Source organism: Microbulbifer jejuensis (assembly GCF_047289955.1).
In the GTDB taxonomy this organism is placed as follows: Bacteria; Pseudomonadota; Gammaproteobacteria; order Pseudomonadales; family Cellvibrionaceae; genus Microbulbifer.
Map to the genome: position 1 here is coordinate 1 of NZ_JBLBUB010000037.1, position 20,030 is coordinate 20,030.

At 57.9% G+C, this 20,030-nt stretch carries 15 protein-coding genes and 1 riboswitch; of the genes, 8 read left to right on the forward strand and 7 right to left on the reverse strand.

Annotation, left to right across the window (positions count from 1 at the left end; all coding sequences use genetic code 11):
• Positions 1-276: 276 nt before the first annotated feature.
• The 5 genes from tdh to ACL7TT_RS18560 all read right to left on the reverse strand — a co-directional run bounded on the left by tdh (position 277) and on the right by ACL7TT_RS18560 (position 6,202).
• Positions 277-1,302: an L-threonine 3-dehydrogenase gene (gene tdh / locus ACL7TT_RS18540; protein ID WP_413397664.1), complete on the reverse strand. Its 1,026-nt coding sequence runs from the start codon at positions 1,300-1,302 to the stop codon at positions 277-279.
• An 87-nt stretch (positions 1,303-1,389) separates the two neighbouring features.
• Positions 1,390-2,589, reverse strand: a complete 1,200-nt coding sequence (locus tag ACL7TT_RS18545; RefSeq protein ID WP_413397666.1) for a glycine C-acetyltransferase — start codon at positions 2,587-2,589, stop codon at positions 1,390-1,392.
• A gap of 81 nt (positions 2,590-2,670) precedes the next feature.
• Positions 2,671-2,886 (reverse strand): hypothetical protein, encoded by a 216-nt coding sequence (locus ACL7TT_RS18550; RefSeq protein WP_299948517.1) that lies wholly within the window; start codon positions 2,884-2,886, stop codon positions 2,671-2,673.
• A gap of 58 nt (positions 2,887-2,944) precedes the next feature.
• A riboswitch (SAM-I-IV-variant riboswitch) is annotated at positions 2,945-3,073 on the reverse strand.
• Between the two features lie 65 nt (positions 3,074-3,138).
• Entirely contained in the window at positions 3,139-4,572 is a 1,434-nt protein-coding gene (locus tag ACL7TT_RS18555; protein ID WP_413397668.1) for an aldehyde dehydrogenase family protein, read from the reverse strand.
• 1 nt (position 4,573) lies between these two features.
• Positions 4,574-6,202: a 5-guanidino-2-oxopentanoate decarboxylase gene (locus tag ACL7TT_RS18560; protein WP_413397670.1), complete on the reverse strand. Its 1,629-nt coding sequence runs from the start codon at positions 6,200-6,202 to the stop codon at positions 4,574-4,576.
• Between the two features lie 277 nt (positions 6,203-6,479).
• On the opposite strand from ACL7TT_RS18560, the gene pdxH reads away from it, so the two are divergent.
• Complete coding sequence (gene pdxH / locus ACL7TT_RS18565) at positions 6,480-7,118, forward strand: pyridoxamine 5'-phosphate oxidase (protein ID WP_413397672.1); 639 nt, start codon at positions 6,480-6,482, stop codon at positions 7,116-7,118.
• A 190-nt stretch (positions 7,119-7,308) separates the two neighbouring features.
• On the opposite strand, the gene ACL7TT_RS18570 is transcribed toward pdxH, so the two are convergent.
• Together ACL7TT_RS18570 and mfd are read right to left on the reverse strand one after the other, a co-directional pair.
• Positions 7,309-8,319, reverse strand: a complete 1,011-nt coding sequence (locus tag ACL7TT_RS18570; protein ID WP_299946799.1) for a CsiV family protein — start codon at positions 8,317-8,319, stop codon at positions 7,309-7,311.
• A 107-nt stretch (positions 8,320-8,426) separates the two neighbouring features.
• Positions 8,427-11,906, reverse strand: coding sequence for a transcription-repair coupling factor (gene mfd / locus ACL7TT_RS18575; protein ID WP_413397675.1), 3,480 nt, complete (start codon positions 11,904-11,906; stop codon positions 8,427-8,429).
• A gap of 277 nt (positions 11,907-12,183) precedes the next feature.
• Between mfd and ACL7TT_RS18580 the strand changes: the two genes are divergently transcribed.
• The 7 genes from ACL7TT_RS18580 (at position 12,184) to nqrF (ending at position 19,882) form a co-directional block, all read left to right on the forward strand.
• On the forward strand, positions 12,184-13,659 hold the full coding sequence (locus tag ACL7TT_RS18580; protein WP_413397677.1) for a glyceraldehyde-3-phosphate dehydrogenase: 1,476 nt from the start codon (positions 12,184-12,186) through the stop codon (positions 13,657-13,659).
• 378 nt (positions 13,660-14,037) lie between these two features.
• Entirely contained in the window at positions 14,038-15,378 is a 1,341-nt protein-coding gene (locus ACL7TT_RS18585; RefSeq protein ID WP_413397679.1) for a Na(+)-translocating NADH-quinone reductase subunit A, read from the forward strand.
• 2 nt (positions 15,379-15,380) lie between these two features.
• Entirely contained in the window at positions 15,381-16,592 is a 1,212-nt protein-coding gene (locus tag ACL7TT_RS18590) for an NADH:ubiquinone reductase (Na(+)-transporting) subunit B (protein WP_413397681.1), read from the forward strand.
• The gene (locus ACL7TT_RS18595) at positions 16,585-17,367 is read left to right on the forward strand and encodes a Na(+)-translocating NADH-quinone reductase subunit C (protein WP_299946813.1); all 783 of its coding nucleotides are present in this window, start codon (positions 16,585-16,587) and stop codon (positions 17,365-17,367) included. The genes ACL7TT_RS18590 and ACL7TT_RS18595 overlap by 8 nt, the downstream gene beginning before the upstream one ends.
• A gap of 2 nt (positions 17,368-17,369) precedes the next feature.
• Complete coding sequence (locus ACL7TT_RS18600) at positions 17,370-18,026, forward strand: NADH:ubiquinone reductase (Na(+)-transporting) subunit D (RefSeq protein ID WP_299946816.1); 657 nt, start codon at positions 17,370-17,372, stop codon at positions 18,024-18,026.
• A 3-nt stretch (positions 18,027-18,029) separates the two neighbouring features.
• A complete protein-coding gene (gene nqrE, locus ACL7TT_RS18605) occupies positions 18,030-18,638 on the forward strand; it encodes an NADH:ubiquinone reductase (Na(+)-transporting) subunit E (protein WP_299946818.1) in 609 nt (202 codons plus the stop codon).
• Positions 18,639-18,655: 17 nt separating this feature from the next.
• Positions 18,656-19,882 carry an NADH:ubiquinone reductase (Na(+)-transporting) subunit F gene (gene nqrF / locus ACL7TT_RS18610; protein ID WP_413397684.1) on the forward strand — a complete coding sequence of 409 codons (1,227 nt, stop codon included), beginning with the start codon at positions 18,656-18,658 and terminating at the stop codon, positions 19,880-19,882.
• Positions 19,883-20,030 lie beyond the last annotated feature (148 nt).

Below are 20,030 nucleotides of genomic sequence, written 5' to 3' on the forward strand. Positions count from 1 at the left end.
GCGTCAGGATGCCATCTTTGCCGCTGAGGTCTTTGCCCTCACGCAGCGCCTTGATAGCAGCATCCATATCGAAAGTATGTTTAGTCATAGGTCATCTCTTTTTTGCTAATGATAAAGAAATGACACAGAATTCTGAACACTACCGGAGCGGGCGGTTGCTGATTAGGTGCTCCTACTCCTTCTGCCTATCGGCAGAAGCCAGTTAGGAAGTTCCTCCTGCGGGAAACAGCTCCGCAATAGCACCTGTCGCTGTGTGATTCGCCACTCCAGCACAGGCTATTGCCAGTTGAGAATCACCTTGCCGGATGCACCAGAGCCCATGGTATCGAAGCCTTTTTGGAAGTCATTGATAGAGAACTGATGCGTGATAATCGGGGTCAGGTCCAGGCCGGACTGGATCAGGCTGGCCATTTTGTACCAGGTCTCGAACATCTCGCGTCCGTAGATCCCCTTAAGGATCAGGCCCTTGAAGATTACCTGGCTCCAGTCGATTGCCATCTCGCCGGTGGGAATCCCCAGTATGGCGATTTTGCCACCGTGGTTCATGGCGGCGAGCATATCGCGGAAAGCGGTGGGTACGCCGGACATTTCCAGTCCCACATCAAAACCTTCGCCCATACCCAGCTCTGCCATCACATCACTGAGGGTTTCCCTGGTCACATTGACTGCGCGGGTCGCGCCCATTTTGTGTGCCAGATCCAGACGGTATTCATTGATATCGGTGATCACCACATGGCGCGCACCCACATGTCTGGCCACCGCTGCGGCCATAATGCCGATGGGGCCGGCGCCGGTAATCAACACATCTTCACCCACCAGGTCGAAGGAGAGCGCGGTATGTACGGCATTACCGAAAGGGTCAAAGATCGAGGCCAGGTCGTCGGAGATATTATCCGGGATTTTAAAGGCGTTTAAGGCCGGAATCACCAGGTACTCGGCAAAGGCGCCCTGGCGATCCACACCCACCCCATAGGTGTTGCGGCACAGGTGGCGGCGACCGGCACGGCAGTTGCGGCAGTGTCCGCAGGTGATGTGTCCTTCGCCGGAGACACGGTCACCCACCTGGAAGCCCGCCACTTCCTGGCCCATACCCACTACTTCACCCACATATTCGTGTCCCACCACCATGGGGACCGGGATGGTTTTTTGCGACCACTCGTCCCAGTGATAGATATGCATGTCGGTACCGCAGATGGCGGTTTTGTGGATTTTGATCAGCAGGTCGTTGTGGCCGGGCTGGGGAATTTCCACGTCGGTGAGCCAGATTCCGACCTCAGACTTCAGTTTCGATAGTGCTTTCATTGTCATTACAACTGTAAATGGAAAGGTACCGCGGCGCTTTGCAACAGGACAGGCCTGTCGTTATGCATCGCTGCAATCAATTGGGCATTAAATAATTTTCAGCTCACGGCCCACTGCAAGAAAGGCATCGATACATTGATCAAGCTGTTCACGGGTATGCGCCGCTGACATCTGGGTACGGATACGGGCCTGGCCTTTGGGCACTATCGGGTAGAAAAAGCCCACTACGTAGATGCCGCGCTCCAGCATCTTGTCCGCCATTTTTTGGGCAAGGGCGGCATCGCCGATCATCACCGGGATAATCGGGTGGTCGGCACCGGCGAGGGTAAAGCCAGCCTCGGACATGCGCTTGCGGAAGTAGGCGGAGTTGTCGCGCAGCTTCTCGCGCAGCTCACCGCCTTCCATCAGCATATCCAGCACCTTCAGGGAGGCGGTGACAATGGCCGGGGCCACGGAGTTGGAAAACAGGTAAGGGCGCGAACGCTGACGCAGCAAATCGATAATTTCCTTGCGCCCGGAAGTGAAGCCTCCGGAAGCACCGCCCAGGGCCTTGCCCAGGGTGCCGGTAATAATATCAATACGATTGATAACGTTGCCGTATTCGTGGGTGCCGCGGCCGTGTTCGCCGAGAAAGCCCACCGCATGGGAGTCATCCACCATGACCAGAGCGTTGTAGTGCTCGGCCAGGTCGCAGATGGCTTTCAGATCGGCGATCACGCCGTCCATGGAGAAGACCCCGTCGGTGGCGATCAGCTTGGTCTTGGCGCCCTCGGCATCGGCCGCCTGCAGCTGCTTTTCCAGCTCCGCCATATTGTTGTTGGCGTAGCGGTAGCGCCTGGCCTTGCACAGACGTACGCCGTCGATAATGGAGGCGTGGTTGAGGGCGTCGGAGATAATAGCGTCTTCCGGGCTCAATAGGGTCTCGAACAGACCGCCATTGGCATCGAAGCAGGAGGTGTAGAGGATGGTGTCTTCGGTGTGCAGAAATTCTGACAGGCGCGACTCCAGGGCCTTGTGAATGTCCTGGGTGCCGCAGATAAAGCGTACAGAAGCCATGCCGAAACCATACTGGTCGAGGCCCTCTTTAGCAGCCGCGATCAGGTCCGGGTGGTTGGCCAGGCCCAGATAGTTGTTGGCGCAGAAGTTCAGCACCCGGGTGTCATTGTTCACCTGGATCTCGGCGGCCTGCTGGGAGGTAATAATACGCTCGCGTTTGTAGAGGCCGTCGGCTTCGATCTGTTTCAGCTCATCGCGCAGGTGCTCAAAGAATTGTTCTGGCTTTGACATGGTATTGTTTTTAGCTCCTGTCGGGTGCTTGTGGCACAGAGTGGTTGGCGCAAGACAAGGTGGCGCCTGTCTATTTAAGTTTTACCCCGCCAGTTCACAGGCCTTGTGGGCTGTAATTGGCTGCTCACTGGCGCGGCAACTGGTGGCGAATTTTAATGCCTCTTCCGCGGTGTCGAACAGTAGTTGCCACAACAATTGCCGATCGGTCCGTCTCACCGCCCTTACCGCCGTGCGGTTTCGCTGGTTGGCGATTTGAATTTCTATAACGTCTTTACTGGATAGCGGTGTTTCGGACATGATCCCTCCAACAGTAGAAGTTTGGAGGGCTGACGTGGAAGCGGCGAATGGGTGTTCGCTTATCCGGTTGGATTGCTCTGGTAGAGCCCCATCCTCCCCACAGGCATTGGTGTGCCGGCAGAGAGAGAACCACCTTGCCCCGGTCGGCAGGTTGGCGTTGGCGTCAGCCACTCTCGTGATGTGCGGGCAAAGATAGCGGGGAGAGGGTTGGCAGTCAACTATGCCGCCCCCGTTCGGGGGCGGTGCAGACGTTTATGCCGGTAGCTGCACGGATTTCAGTTCGATAAACTCACCGAGCCCGGCATCACCGAATTCACGCCCATTGCCGGAGCGCTTGTAGCCACCAAAGGGGGCCTCGTAGTTGAACTCGCCACCGTTGACAAAGCAGAGGCCGGCCTCAATACGGCGCACCAGTGGCAGGGCACTCTCCGCATCCCTGGCCCAGACGCCGCTGGATAGTCCATATTCGGTATCGTTGGCAATGGAAATGGCCTCGTCCATATCCCTGTAAGGAATTAGGCAGGTCACCGGGCCGAAGATCTCCTCGCGGGCGATGCTCATATCGTTGTGTACATCGGCGAATACGGTGGGTTTGACGTAGAAGCCTTTTTCCAGTCCTTCTGGCGTCTCGGTACCACCGGTGACCATACGTGCACCTTCATCGACACCCCGTTGGATATAGCCACGCACGATTTCCCGCTGGCGCGCGGAAGATAGCGGCCCCATAAAGGCGTCTTCGCCGGTGCCCACGGCGATGCCTTCGGCCACTTGTCGGGCGATTTCGACCGCTTCATCGTAGCGTTCGGCAGGTACCAGCATACGGGTCAGTGCGGTGCAGGTCTGGCCAGTGTTGATAAACACATCCTCGCAACCCCAGCGCACCGCAGCTTCCAAGTCGGCATCGGGGGTAATGATCAGCGGTGATTTTCCGCCCAGTTCCTGAGTAACGCGCTTGACCGTAGGTGCAGCGGCTTTCGCCACTTCGATGCCGGCACGGGTGGAGCCGGTGAAAGACACCATGTCGATACCTGGGTGGGCTGACAGCGCCGCACCCACCACCGAGCCGGGACCGGGTACCAGATTGAATACGCCGGCGGGCACCCCAGCCTCCTGGATAATTTCCGCCATGATAAAGTCCTGCAGTGGGGTAATTTCCGCAGGCTTGGTGATCATGGTACAACCGGCGGCCAGTGCCGGGGCCACTTTGCCGACGAACTGGTGCAGGGGATAGTTCCAGGGGGTGATAAAACCGCACACGCCCACGGGCTCACGGAACAAGATTGAATGGGCTGCCTTTTCCGTTTTTTCCATTTCGGCAGTGCGCTCGGCGTAGTAACGCACAGCGTAGATAGGTCCATCGACGTGTAGCCAACGGGTGACATGTTGGGGGCAACCGAGGGTTTGGGAGATGGCCTGGGTCAGATCTTCTTTGCGTTTTTCCATACCGTCGGCGATGGCGTTGAGCAGTGCGCGGCGCTTCTGTGCGGTGCTATTGCGCCAGCTATGGAAGGCCCTGCGGGCGGCAGCCACGGCGAGATCCACGTCCGCAGCGGAGCCTTCAGACACCTCACAGATGAATGCTTCAGTGGCCGGGTTGATGACTGGATGAGCCCCTTCGCCCAGGGGTTCCCGCCATTGGCCATCGATAAACAGTTTGCCGGTTTGCAGTTTGCTGAGATCTGTCATGTCACGCTTCCCTTTGTTCTGCGCCTGAAGGCGCACTGATTTCAATCAGGGTTGGGGTCTGTCGGCCAAAGGCGGCATTGACCGCTTCCACCAACTGGCCGGGTCGATCGATTTGGCATCCCTCGGCACCGAAGGCCCGGGCGAGGGCAACAAAATCCGGGGTGTGCAGATTGACGCCCTCCTGGGGAACCTTGGCTGCATCCATAAAGTCACGGATTTCTCCGTAACCGGCATTGTTCCATACCAGTATCGGCAGTGGCAGTTGTTGCTCCACAGCCACCGCCAACTCACCCAGGGTGAACATCAGGCCGCCGTCGCCAATGAGTGTGATTACATCGCGCGCACTGGATAGCTTGGCGCCAATAGCTGCGGGCAGGGCGAAGCCAAGGGTACCGTAGCCCGTGGTACAGGTGAGGTGGCTGCGCGGGTGGTACAGGGGCAGCGCATGGTTCGTGTTATAGGCCAGTTGGGTGGAATCTGTTACCAGAATGCCATTTTCCGGCAGGGACGCGCGCAGGGCTTCCACCCAGGGGAAGCGCTCCTCGGAGCCATCCCACCAGGCCTTGCGGCAGTCTTTGAGTAATTGGGCAACCTCTTGTTCAGATTGCGCTCTCGCCTCTCCATCGCGTTGGGTCAGGGCAGCCGCAATTTGCTCCAGGCTCTCGGCGGCATCGGCGCAGACGGCCAGGTCCGGACTGGCGTTGCACACCAGCTGCGCAGCATCTATATCAATGCGGATTAATTGACCGGAAAAGGCGTAGTCATCTCGCACCAGGTTGCGGTCGGTCTCGGAAAGTTCGGTGCCCACTGCCAGGACTACATCCGCAGTTTCCACCCGGCTGCGCACGCAATCGAAGCTCAGGTTGGCGCCGCCACACAGTGGGTGGCGTTCATCCACTACGCCTTTGGCGGCCAGTGACAGGAAAACCGGAGCGGCGAGTTTCTCAGCAATTTGTGTGGCGGCTTTACCCGCGGCCTGGGCGCCGCCCCCCAAAAGAATGACCGGACGCTGGGCACCCTGCAGCCAGGCAGCGGCAGTGGCAATAGCGTTGCTGTTGGCGCAGGGCGCCATTGCGGTTGGGGCGGCGTGATAGTCCTGCAACTGGCCGGGCATGGGGGCAGGGAACAGGTCGATGGGAATCTCGATATGCACCGGCCCCGGGCGGCTGGACTGCAGCAGCTGGAATGCCTTCGCCATCACTTCCGGCAACTGTCCGGCCTGGGTCAGGGTGTGTTGCCAGAGACAAAAGCCGCGGCTGGCGTCACTTTGGCGCGGTAGCTCGTGCAGGCGTCCGCGGCCCATGCCCAGGTCTTCGCGGCGATTCACTGCGGAGATAACCAGCATGGGGATCGAGTCGGAGTAGGCTTGTGCCATGGCGGTGGCGGCATTGGTGAGACCGGGCCCGGTGATCAAAAAACAGACGCCCGGCTTGCCACTGGCACGCGCGTAACCATCCGCCATAAAAGCGGCACCCTGTTCGTGGCGCGGAGTGATGTGTGTCAGGCCACTGCCGGGCAGGCCGCGGTACAGTTCAATGGTGTGTACACCGGGAATGCCGAAGACTTTTTCCACCTGGTATTCGCGCAGCAGACGCATCAGTACCTGGGCACATGTGGGTGCAGAGGACATAACCACCGTTTTCCTTAGTCGTGTAAAAATGCAGTGAGCCTAGCGGCCCGCCAAATGCCACGCAAGCACCTGCAGAGTCTGCACCTGCAGGAAAAAAATCGCAGGAAAATTGAGATTACCCCTATATCGCGACAGGAAACTTTGTACGGCAGTCGCATTTTCGTCCACCTCTGGAAAGGTGGTCGGGGACGGGGTTTGACGAGTTGCTCGTGGAAAAATACCTTTGCGGCAGCTCGACAGATACACTTTGAGCGAGAACAGATGAGGAAGTCACACCATGGAAATCGATCAATGGCGCCGGGAGTACCTGCTCGGCGGTTTGCGTCGCGCTGAGCTGAAGCCGGCGCCGATAGAGCAATTCAGTCAGTGGTTGGATGAGGTGGTGGAGGCCGGGTTAAAGGACCCCAGCGCCATGTGCCTTGCCACGGTAGACGCCGCGGGCCAGCCCTCCCAGCGTATTGTTTTACTGAAAGGTTTTGATGAGCGCGGTTTTGTGTTCTACACCAACCTGGAGAGTAAAAAAGCCAGAGAGATGGCACATAACCCCCAGGTTTCTCTGCTGTTTCCCTGGCACCGGCTGGAGCGCCAAATTGTCGTAACCGGAAAAGTGGCCGAGGTTGCGCGGGAGGAGGCAAAAGCGTATTTCCAGTCCCGCCCGCTGGACAGTCAATTGGCGGCCTGGGCATCTCGCCAGAGCCAGCCACTGTCCTCCCGGGAGGAACTGCAAGCACAGTTTGAGGCAGAGAAGGCCCGTTTTGCTGAGAGCCCGATCCCGCTGCCGGAGTTTTGGGGGGGGTATCGGGTAGTGCCGCTTGAGGTAGAGTTTTGGCAGGGAGGTGCCAGTCGCCTCCACGACCGTTTTATTTATCGCGCAGATGACTGCGGCAGCTGGTCGGTGGAGCGCCTGTCACCCTAGTCTCCCCGTTGTTTTTTATAAAAACCTACGACAGACAAGCACAGGAACCAGTACGTGATTTGGCGCGCTGGACAGAGGTAGGGCAGGGCGCAGTGCACTGTACTGGATAACGCCGATGCCAGGAAATTGACGGCTGGGGGCGATTTTCCGCTGCCGGCGCAGGCCAGCAGGGCTTTGGATCATAGGGTGGCTATGGAGATTCAATCTCCGCAGCCGTGCCGGCTTCAATTGGCAGTCTTTGTTTCGGTTCTTCTTCCTGTTGTCCCGGCACAGTGCGAATTTCGATCAGGATGCCGAAGGCCGGGTGATCTATATAGTGCAGTTTGCCGCTGCGCATGCGGCGCTCATGCTGCAAGCGGGCCACATGGGCAACGTAGAGGGGTTGCTCTGGTCCAGGGGTGTCCATCTCCAGGGTGACCGGTTCGTATTCCCCAAAGTCGAGTTGGTTATCCTGCAGTGCAGAGCCGGTGTGGGAGCGTTGGCTGTCCCCCTGATTGTCTGGAACGATCACTTCGGGGCGTTCCAGTGTAGCCTCACGGGGACGTTTGGGCAGTGGTATGCCCTTAGTCTCAGGTGGAGCGGAAAAATCACTGAACCACAGATCGGTGCTGAGGTGCAGGTAACGGGATACACTCAGGATCACTGAGCCCTCAAGCTGGCTGTGTCCCCGAAAGCGGTCTCCGCCGTGGATCAGGACGGCGGGCGAATTGTGCTTCTGTTCCAGTACCTGGCGCCAAGCCTTGTGGAACAGAATCCGATCACCGCCTTTGATCAATGCCGCTACCTTGTTATTCAACAGGGTGGGTACGGGAGATAAAAGCAAGCTGGGGGCGGTTTCAACTTCTGCCTGTACCGTCAATGCAGCCGTGGCATCAGGTTGCGGGGCTTCACTGTCGCGGATTTCGCTGCCAAGCCTGTCGCCGGCCTCGGGGGTTTCTATCAGGGAGAGGGTTTCCTGCACCTCAGGGGTTGCGGTTCGGGTATTAAAGTCCACCCAGCGAGCGGGATATTGCAGCCGTGGCGAGGCCGGCCAGGATTCACCGCTTCGGGCCATTCCCTGGGGGCGCTCAAAAACAATCAATTCGATTTCGAAGGTGTTCCCGGCATAGTTGGCTGCCTGGGCTGCTGCGGCGGAGAGGGCCAGGACCAGAGTGGGGAAGAGGTGCGTTATCCTTGTCATGGGGGGACCATTGTTCATCATTCTGTTGTTTCCTGGAGGCGTGCTGCGCAAGTTGTCATGTGCGGTGGTGATTCTGGCCGGGAGTTTGCGCCCTGTCGATCGACCACCTCACGGGTTGACGGATGGTATCACTGTGCCAGCTGGTCCAACACTGCGTTGATCTCCTGCAGCTTGCGCTCGGGGCCCTCCTCGTCGAGATTGAAATTGAGCTGGTTGGCGCCCGCCAGCTGGTAGCGGCCAGGTTGGGCCTGCACCAGCTTCACCAGGGTGAAGGGGTCCACCTGGGTGGTGTCGGCAAATTCGATACGGCCGCGGTCGGCGGCGGCCTCCAGCTTGCGAATGCCCATCCTGTCCGCTTTCAGTTTGATTTCGGTGGTGTGGAACAGGTGCTTGACGGGTTCAGGCAGCAGGCCAAAACGGTCGATCATCTCCACCTGCAGCTCCCTCAGTTGCTGGCCATCGGCGGCATTGGCGATGCGTTTATACATTATCAGGCGGGAGTGCACATCCGGCAGGTAGTCCTCGGGGATCAGTGCCGGTACCCGCAGGTTCACGTCCACCGCGGGAGCGTCCAGGGGGTCATCGATATTTGGTGTGCGCCCTTCGCGAATGGCTTGTACCGCCCGGTTGAGCATCTCCATATACAGGTTGAAGCCAACGCCCTGGATTTGCCCGCTTTGTTCCTCACCGAGCAGTTCTCCGGCGCCGCGGATTTCCAGGTCGTGGGTGGCCAGGGTAAAGCCCGCACCGAGATCCTGGGCCTCGCTGATGGCTTCCAGGCGCTTGACGGCGTTACTGGTCATGGCGCGTTTATTCGGCGTCAGGAGGTAGGCATAGGCTTGGTGGTGGGAGCGTCCCACGCGGCCGCGCAATTGGTGCAGTTGGGCCAGTCCGAACTTGTCCGCACGTTCGATCAGGATGGTATTGGCCGTGGGCACATCAATGCCGGTTTCGATAATGGTGGTGCACACCAGAACATTGAAGCGCTTGTGATAGAAGTCGCTCATGACCTGTTCCAGTTCGCGTTCGCGCATCTGGCCGTGGCCGATAGCGATGCGGGCCTCGGGCACCAGTTCCTGCAGTTCGCGTGCAAGCCGCTCAATACTCTTCACTTCGTTATGCAGGAAGTACACCTGGCCACCGCGCAGGATTTCCCGCAGTATGGCCTCTTTTATCAGGGCATTGTCCCGTTCGCGCACGAAGGTTTTCACAGACAGGCGCCGCGCCGGCGGTGTGGCGATCACGGAGAGGTCGCGAATACCGCTCATGGCCATATTCAGGGTGCGCGGGATGGGGGTGGCGGTGAGGTTGAGGATATCCACCTCGGCGCGCAGGCTCTTGAGGCGCTCCTTCTGGCGCACGCCGAAGCGGTGCTCCTCGTCGATAATCAACAGTCCCAGGCTGTTAAAATCCAGGTCGCTTTGAAGCAGCTTGTGGGTGCCGATGAGGATGTCCACCTTGCCGCGCGCCACTTTCTCCTTCACGCTGTTTACTTCCTTGCCGGAGCGGAAGCGCGAGATCACCTCAATATTGATGGGCCAGTCGGCAAAGCGGTCCTGCAGAGACTGGTAGTGCTGCTGTGCCAGCAGGGTGGTGGGTACCAGCATGGCCACCTGTTTGCCGGCATGGGCGGCAACGAAGGCCGCGCGCATGGCCACCTCAGTCTTGCCGAAGCCCACATCGCCGCACACCAGGCGATCCATGGGTTTTTTCGACAACATATCGCCCACCACGGCTTCAATGGCCTGCTGCTGGTCCGGAGTCTCTTCAAATGGGAAGGCAGCGACGAACTCCCGGTAGGCCAGCTTGGGGTCGGCAAAAGCGTGGCCTACCCGGGCCTCGCGGCGCGCATAGATGTCCAGCAGTTCGGCGGCGGCATCGCGCACTTTCTCGGCGGCCCTGCGTTTGGCTTTTTGCCACTGTTCGCTGCCCATTTTGTGCAGGGGCGCCAGCGCTTCATCGGCACCGGAGTAGCGGCTGATCAGATGCAGGCTGGCCACGGGAACATAGAGTTTGGCTTCGTCGGCGTATTCGAGGGCCAGGAATTCCGCCGGCTGGCCGCCAATATCCAGGTGCTGCAGGCCGCGGTAGCGACCCACACCGTGATCAATATGCACTACCGGGGCGCCGATGCGCAGCTCGGCCAGGTTCTTCACTGCGTTGTCTGCGTCTTCCTTGGCCTTTTTGCGGCGACGCTGCTGCAATACCCGTTCGCCAAACAGTTGTGGCTCGGCAATCAGGTTGATAGCGGGGTCGGTGAGCAATAGTCCCTGGTCCAGTGGCGCTACCGTGATGCCGATAGCTTCGCCGCTTTGCAGGAATTCTTCCCAGCTGGAAAAGGTGGGGGGTGTCAGGCGTATCCCTTTTAACAATTCCAGCAGGGCCTCGCGTCGCCCGCTACTTTCGGCACAGAGGAGCACCCGTCCGGAATGCGCCATCAGGTAGCTTTCCAAGGCTGCCATAGGTTGCTCGGCTTTACCGTCCACCGGCAGGTTTGGTGGCACCTGGACGGCAAAGTTGTAGTTGCCCTGACTCTCCGGCAGTGTTTCGGTCGAAAAGATGGCCCTGGACATGGATTTGAGGGCGCCGTTGAATTCGTCGATATCCAGCAGAATTTGGCGGGGCTGCAATATCGGGCGGGTCAGGTCTCCGCGACGGCTTTCATAGCGATTGCTGACTTCGCGCCAGAAACTCTCCATGGGGGCTTGGATATCCCCCTGTATAAATGTCTGGCTGTTTTCGGGCAGGTAGTCAAACAGGCTCGCGCAGTGGTTATCAAAAAACAGAGGCAGGTAGTACTCGATACCCGCAGGGGCAATGCCGGCACTGATATCCTGATAGATGGGTACCAGGCTCGGGTCGGCTTGAAACTGCTCGTGCCAGTTCTGCAGGAAACCGGACAGGGCGGCCTTGTGCATGGGGAACTCCCGTGCGGGCAGCAGGTGAACGGTACCCACCCGGTCTACGGTGCGCTGGGTCTCGGGATCAAAGGTACGCAGGGACTCGATCTCATCGTCGAACAGATCGATACGGTAGGGCAGGGTACTGCCCATGGGAAATATATCCATCAGCGATCCGCGCACAGCGAATTCGCCGTGTTCGTACACCGTATCCACACAGTGGTAGCCGGCCTGCTCCAGCAGGCGCCTCTGGATATCGATTTCAAACTGCTGTCCTTCACGCAGGATCAGCGCATTGCCGGCCACGTAATCACAGGGGGGCAGACGGTGCATCAGGGTGCTTACCGGCACGATCACGATACCACCGCCCATTTGCGGTATTCGGTAGAGGGTGGCCAGGCGATCGGAGATAATGTCCTGGTGGGGTGAGAAGGTGTCGTAGGGAAGGATTTCCCAGTCGGGGAAATGGAAGATTTCAAACGCGCTTTCTGTGGCGCTATCTCTCCGGGCTTTGTTAAAAAATTTCAGCTGTTCCTCTAGACGGTGCGCCTCGAGACTGTCGCGGGTGATCAGCAGTGTTGGGGATTTGCTCTTGCGAGCTGCGTTTAGCAGGGCGAGCGCGGCCGCTGCGCCATGCAGTTGCCCCCAAAACTGTCGGTCGTTGGCACTGCGAAATCCAGGGGGTGTCAGGGGCTGTAAATCGGTCATCTTTCCTTTATATCCGCGCTTTCGTTTGCTGTGGTGCAGGGGGCGGCTATTGTAGCTGTGAATGGTCGGCGTTGCAGTGTGTTTACCGGGCTGGCGCAATGAGCACACTTTTGGCCGCTTGCGCGGCACAGTGGCAGACGATAGCCGCAAGGTAGTTTTACTACAGGTTTTGGGTTTTATTTTACTCGGTTGCGCTCTAACAGGTGAATATTGATAATGCGCAGCCATACGACCCGGGGGCGGTTTCCGGGTCGTGATTTCCTGCCTATCCAACACAATGCAGAGGTGTCTGACAGTGACTCAGAAGCGACCGAAGCCCGCGGACTTTTTCAAGGACTGGAAACAGCGCGAGGCGCTGGCCGAATCCATGATCCCGATGATCGGAAAGCTCAACCGCGAGCAAAACGTCGGTATTTATATGTACGGCCGCAACCTGGTCAACCGCTCCGTGCTGAGCATTATGAAAGCGCACCGGTTCGTGCGCCAGGTAGAGGAAAATGAACTCTCCGAGTTTGAATCCTTTCCGGTGCTGGAGGCCATCTGCAAATTGGATCTGGGCCCGGTGCATATTGACCTGGGTACCCTGACCAACAAGTTCATGCGCGATGATCGCAACCTGCCCGTGGACACGTTTGTGCGCGAAGAGCTGGTGGATGCCGTCGGTGCCGGCAAGCCTCTGCCCGAGCCCAAAGATGTGGTGATCTACGGTTTTGGTCGTATTGGCCGCCTGGTGGCGCGGCTGTTGATCGACAAGGCTGGCAGTGGTGACGTGCTGCGCTTGCGCGCTATTGTACTGCGCAAAGGCAAGGCGCCTAACGATCTGGTCAAGCGCGCCTCCCTGTTGCGCCGCGACTCGGTACACGGTGCCTTTCAGGGCACGATCCGTGTGGATGAGGAAACCAGTTCCCTGATCTGCAACGGCAATGAGATCAAGATTGTCTACGCCAACGCCCCGCAAGAAGTGGATTACACCCGGTACGGTATCCACGACGCCATCGTGGTGGACAGCACCGGCGTATGGCGCGATGAAGAGGGCCTGAACCAGCATCTGGATTGTCCCGGTGTTTCCAAGGTCATCCTCACAGCACCGGGTAAGGGCGATATCAAGAATATCGTTTACGGCATCAACGATGGTGAAATCAAGCCGGAAGACAAAGTGCTCTCTGCCGCTTCCTGTACCACCAATGCCATAGTGCCGGTATTGAAAGCGATGATGGATGGTTACGGGGTAGAGCACGGCCATGTGGAAACCGTTCATGCCTACACCAACGACCAGAACCTGATCGACAATTACCACAAGGGCGAGCGCCGCGGGCGCGCTGCAGCACTGAATATGGTGCTGACCGAAACCGGCGCGGCCAAAGCGGTGGCCAAGGCGCTACCCGAGCTGAAGGGCAAGCTCACCGGCAACGCGATACGGGTTCCGACCCCGAATGTCTCCATGGCGATTCTCAACCTGAACCTGGGCCAGGAGACCACCAAGGAGGCGCTCAATGAATATATGCGCGAAGTGGCTCTGCATTCGCCACTGCGCCAGCAGATCGATTACACCAACTCCCCCGAGGTGGTGTCCAGCGACTTTGTGGGCTCCCGCCGCGCCTGTGTCTTCGACTCCAATGCGACTATCGTGGATGGTAAAAATGCAGTGCTCTACTGCTGGTACGACAACGAGTTTGGCTACAGCTGTCAGGTGGTGCGCTGCCTGGAAGAGATGGCGGGTGTTCGTTACAAGTTATTTCCGAAGCGGGATTAAGCCGCTGTCCGCCTGTCCCTTGTGGGTCCACCAAAAGGCTGGTGGGTCACAAGGGCTCTTTGCAGGGTGCTACAAATCCCTGTTTTTCCAGTAAAAAATTTTTCATCACAATGCCACTTTGGGGGCTTCCAGACTGGTAAAGCCCCTGTCCCGTCTTTATAATGCGCGCGATTTTGCAGGGCAACTGTGCGCCGAAGTTAGCGTGCGCAAACCAGAGTTAACTTCCTTCCCCCCGGTCCACGGGTGAAACGGTGTAAGCCCCCGCAGCGCAGAATTCCACAATATGACTTACCAGTCCGATTTTGACTGAAGCACAGAATGAATCTGGACTGGCGGTTGTATTGCACTTTTTCAAACTAGAAACTTAGGCATAGGCGTATGAGAAAGATCCGTCGGGGATTGGACTTACCCATATCCGGCGCGCCCGAGCAGGTCATCCACGATGGCCCTGCGCTCAAGACCGTTGCTGTACTCGGCCCCGATTATCACGGGATGAAGCCGACCATGGCAGTGGCTGAAGGGGATCGCGTCAAACTTGGCCAGCTATTGTTTAGTGACAAAAAAACCGAAGGCGTACGCTACACAGCGCCCGCTGCGGGTCGTGTTGTTGCTATCAATCGCGGTGCCCGCCGGGTACTGCAATCTGTTGTGATTGCGGTAGAGGGCGATGCAGCGGAACAGTTCCAAAGCTACCGGGCAGACAAGCTGTCTGGCCTGACTCGCGCACAGGTCGTTGAGAGCCTGGTTGAATCTGGCCTTTGGACCGCGCTGCGCACCCGTCCGTTCAGCCGCGTTCCCGCCCCGGATGCTGAGCCGGCTGCGGTGTTTATCAATGCGATGGATACCAACCCCCTGGCCGCCAATCCGCAAGTGGTGATTGCCGAGAACCGCGCAGCCTTCTCCCAGGGTGTGGAGGTTCTATCCAAGCTGGCGGAAACCACCTACGTCTGTACCGCTCCAGATGCGAACATCCCGCTACCGGACGCGAGCAATATTCACCGCGAAGCGTTTGCCGGCCCCCATCCGGCCGGTCTTTCCGGTACCCATATCCACTACCTGAGCCCGGTATCTGCCAACCGCAGCGTGTTTACCATCAACTACCAGGATGTGATCGCCGTGGGCAAACTCTTTACCACGGGTAAACTGTGCACAGATCGTGTGATTGCCCTGGCGGGCCCCCAGGCGAAACAGCCACGCCTGTTGCGCACTCGTCTTGGTGCCAGCCTGGAGAAGCTGACTGCGGGAGAGCTGAAAGGTAGCGATGACCGCGTTATCTCCGGCTCAGTATTCGGTGGTCGCACGGCTGCGGGCCCCCTGGCATACCTGGGGCGTTATCATAACCAAGTCTCGATTCTTGAGGAGGGCCACGAGCGGCCGTTCCTGCACTATCTGCGTGCGGGCAACAAACGCTTTTCGCTATTCCCAATCTACCTTTCGCGCCTGTTCAAGCACAAACTGTTCAACTTCACGACCAGTACCAATGGGTCCGAGCGCGCTATGGTTCCGATCGGCACCTATGAAAAGGTCATGCCACTGGATGTGTTGCCAACCCAACTGCTGCGCGCATTGATTGTGGGCGATACAGCGATGGCCCAGAAGCTGGGTGCGCTGGAGCTGGATGAAGAGGATCTGGCGCTGTGTACCTTCGTTTGTCCGGGTAAGTATGAATACGGCCCCATTTTGCGGGACAGCCTGACCCGTATTGAGAAGGAGGGTTGAGTATGTTGCGTAAATTCCTCGACGCTATCGAGCCACAGTTCCAAAAAGGCGGCCGGTTCGAGAAGCTCTATGTCCTCTATGAGGCTATTGATACCGGGTTGTTCCAGCCTTCCTCGACGACCCATACGACTTCCCATGTGCGCGACGGTATCGACCTGAAGCGCATTATGATCACCGTGTGGGCCTGTGCCATGATCCCGGCCTTCTACGGCATGTGGAATATCGGTTTCCAGGCCAATACCATTGTCGAAGGCATGACCAATCCGGAGCTGTCGAGCTGGCGCCATGGGATTATTGGTGCTCTGACCTCTTATAATCCGGCTAGCCTGTGGGACAATTTTGTCTACGGTGCTATGTACTTTTTGCCTATCTATGCGGTCACTTTTATTGTGGGCGGTATCTGGGAGGTGCTGTTTGCCGCGGTGCGTGGTCACGAAGTGAACGAAGGTTTCTTTGTCACCTCCATCCTGTTCGCCCTGACCTGCCCGCCGGATCTGCCCCTATGGATGGTGGCCATGGGCATCAGTTTCGGTGTGGTGATCGGCAAGGAAGTCTTTGGCGGTACTGGTAAGAACTTCCTTAACCCGGCTCTTACCGGCCGCGCGTTTGTGTTTTTCGCTTACCCTGCAGCCATGTCCGGCGATGCCGTCTGGACTGCCGTTGACGGCTACACCGGTGCGACTGCGCTGTCGGTGATGGCCAGTGAAGGTATCCAGAACCATGTGGTCAATGCGGCCGCTGGCCAGCTGACCTGGTTCGATGCCTTCTTCGGCAAGATGCATGGTTCCATCGGCGAGACCTCCACCCTGGCCATACTGGTTGCCGGTGTGATCCTGATCGGTATGAAGATCGCCAGTTGGCGCATTGTGGCCGGTACCTTGCTGGGCATGATGGCCACCGCCTTTATGTTCAACCTCATCGGTTCCGAGTCCAACCCCATGTTCCAAGTGCCCTGGTATTGGCACCTGGTCGTGGGCGGCTTTGCCTTCGGCCTGATCTTTATGACTACCGATCCGGTGTCCGCTGCCATGACCAATATTGGCCGCTGGTGGTATGGCATTCTGATTGGTGTGATGGTGGTGCTGATTCGGGTTGTGAACCCCGCCTTCCCGGAAGGCATGATGCTGGCGATCCTGTTCGCCAACCTGTTCGCTCCGCTGTTTGACCACTTTGTGGTGCAGTCCAATATCAAACGGAGGCTGGCACGTGGCTAATAAAGATTCCGTCAAGGGGACGCTGATTGTCGCCCTGGTAATGTGCCTGGTGTGCTCCGTCGTGGTCGCCACTGCCGCTGTTCTGCTGAGGCCCGCCCAGCAGGCCAATGCCGAACTGGATATGAGACGCAACGTTCTGCTCGCCGGTGGGCTGCTGAAGGATTCGCACGCAAGCAAAGCAGAGGTCGAGAGGGCTTTTGCCGATGTGCAGGTCAAGTATGTCGATTTGGATACCGGCAAGTTCACCGACCAGGCGCCGGCCGGCGGCAGCGGTCGCGCTGCAGCCAAGATCACCTCCGCGAGCGAGCGGCTGCCAGCGGGCGAGGATGCCGCCAAGATTATCCGCCGGGAAAATATCAAGGAGGTTTACCTGGTAGAGAAAGAGGGCAAGCTCGATAAGGTTATCCTGCCCGTGCGCGGTTACGGCCTGTGGGGCACCCTGTACGGCTTTCTCGCCCTGCAGAGTGACCTGGATACCGTAGCGGGCCTGGGCTTTTACGAGCACAAGGAGACCCCAGGACTCGGTGGTGAAGTGGACAACCCCAACTGGAAAGCCCTGTGGGTTGGCAAAAAAGTCTTCGACAGCCAGGGCAATGTGGACCTCCAGGTGATCAAAGGGCAGGTGAACCCCAGCAGTCCCGATGCGGTGCACGAAGTCGACGGTTTATCCGGCGCAACGCTCACCAGCAGAGGCGTGGATAACCTGGTGAACTTCTGGCTGGGGAGTCAGGGATTCGGTCCCTTCCTGAAAAACCTGAAAGCAGGGGAGGCATAAGCATGAAAGTCAAAGACACGCTGCTCGAACCCATTTTCAACAATAACCCGATCACACTGCAGATCCTGGGTATCTGTTCGGCACTGGCTGTGACCAGCAAGCTGCAGGTCACCCTGGTCATGTGTATTGCACTCACCTCGGTTGTGGCCTGTTCCAACGTTGCGGTATCCCTGATCCGCAAGCAGATCCCGAACAGCATTCGCATTATTGTGCAGATGACGGTGATCGCCTCCCTGGTCATCCTGGTGGATCAGTTGATCAAGGCGCTGGCTTATGACATCTCCAAGCAGTTGTCGGTGTTCGTTGGCCTAATCATTACCAACTGTATCGTAATGGGGCGCGCAGAAGCCTTCGCCATGAAGAACCCGCCGTTACCCAGCTTCTTCGACGGCCTTGGCAACGGTCTGGGCTACAGCGTGATTCTGATCGGCCTGGCTTTTATTCGCGAACTCTTCGGTGCCGGCAAACTGTTCGGTGTGGATATCCTGCAAACCGTCAGCAACGGTGGCTGGTACATCCCCAACGGCCTGCTGCTGTTGCCTCCCAGTGCGTTCTTCCTGATCGGTCTGTTTATCTGGGCAATCCGCGCCTGGAAGCCGGTTCAGGTGGAGCAGGATGAATTCAGGATCGCGCCCAATACCCAGGCGCAGGAGGTCTAATCCGTGGAACATTATATTTCTTTGGTTATCCGCGCTGTTTTTGTGGAAAACATGGCGCTGGCCTTCTTCCTTGGCATGTGCACCTTCCTGGCTGTTTCGAAGAAGATCGAGGCCGCCATCGGGCTGGGGGTGGCGGTGATCGTGGTACTGACCCTGACGGTACCGGTGAACAATCTTATCTACACCTACCTGTTGAAAGACGGCGCGCTGGCCTGGGCCGGTTATCCGGATGTGGATCTGAGCTTTCTCGGTTTGCTGTCTTATATCGGCGTTATCGCGGCGCTGGTACAGATCCTGGAGATGTTCCTGGATAAGTATGTACCGGCACTGTACAACGCGCTGGGCGTATTCCTGCCGCTGATTACCGTGAACTGCGCCATCCTCGGGGCCTCCCTGTTTATGGTGGAGCGCGAGTATGCGTTTGGGGAGAGTGTTGCCTATGGCTTTGGCGCCGGCCTCGGTTGGGCCCTGGCGATTACCGCGCTGGCGGGTATTCGCGAGAAGCTGAAGTACAGCGACGTACCGGATGGCCTGAAGGGCCTGGGCATCACCTTCGTTACGGTTGGTTTGATGTCCCTGGGTTTTATGTCCTTCGGCGGTATCGACATCTGAGCGGGTGAGGCAATCCTATGAACAGTATTGAAATTATCCTCGGCGTGGCGATGTTTACCGTCATCGTTCTGGCACTGGTGGCGGTGATCCTTGTGGCCCGCTCGCGCCTGGTAAACACCGGCAACGTCAATATCCTGGTGAACGGCGAAAAGAACCTCACCGTGCCGGCAGGTGGCAAATTGTTACAAACCCTGGCGGCCAACAACCTGTTTCTGGCCTCCGCCTGTGGCGGTGGCGGCAGCTGTGCGCAGTGTGTGTGTAAAGTGATTTCTGGTGGGGGCGATATGCTGCCCACCGAAGCGGCCCACTTCACCCCGCGCGATGCCAAAGAGGGCAAGCGCCTGTCCTGCCAGGTGGCGGTGAAGCAGGATATGACAATCGAAGTGCCGGAAGAGGTATTTGGTGTGAAGCAGTGGGAGTGCACTGTGGAGTCCAACCCGAACGTGGCCACTTTTATTAAGGAACTCACCCTGCGTCTGCCCGAAGGTGAAAACGTCGACTTCCGCGCAGGTGGTTACGTGCAGCTGGAGGCGCCGCCCCACCATGTGCAATTTGCCGATTTCGAGGTGGAAGAACAGTACCGTGGTGACTGGGAGCACTTCGGTTTCTTCAAGCTGGAGTCCAGGGTTACAGAACCAGTTGTGCGCGCCTACTCCATGGCCAACTACCCGGAAGAGAAGGGAGTTGTGAAGTTCAACATCCGCATCGCGACCCCGCCGCCGCGTGCCGAAGGCATACCGCCGGGTCAGATGTCCTCTTACGTGTTCAGCCTGAAACCCGGTGACAAGATCAAGGTGTACGGCCCCTTCGGTGAATTCTTCGCCAAGGACACCGATAACGAAATGATCTTTATTGGTGGTGGTGCCGGTATGGCGCCCATGCGCTCGCACATTTTCGACCAACTCAAACGCCTGAACGCCAAACGCAAGATCAGCTTCTGGTACGGCGCCCGTTCCCTGCGAGAGATGTTTTACGAGGGTGACTACAACGGCCTGGCATCTGAGTTCGATAATTTCCAGTGGCATGTGGCGCTGTCGGACCCGCAACCGGAAGACAACTGGAGCGGTTACACAGGCTTTATTCACAACGTGGTCTATGAAAACTACCTCAAGGACCACCCGGCTCCGGAGGACTGCGAGTATTACATGTGTGGACCGCCCATGATGAACGCGGCAGTGATCAATATGCTCAAAGACCTGGGAGTAGAGGATGAAAATATTCTCCTTGATGACTTCGGTGGTTAAACGGAGAGCTTAGTTTGCTAAACGCAATCAAAGCCCCAAAAAAAGCAAAAACAGGGCCCGTTCTTCCGGCCCTGTTTTTGTTTTGTGTGGCTGTCATTTTATCTGCCTGCTCTCAAGCACCAGAGAACTGGCAGCTCAGTGGCCGTAC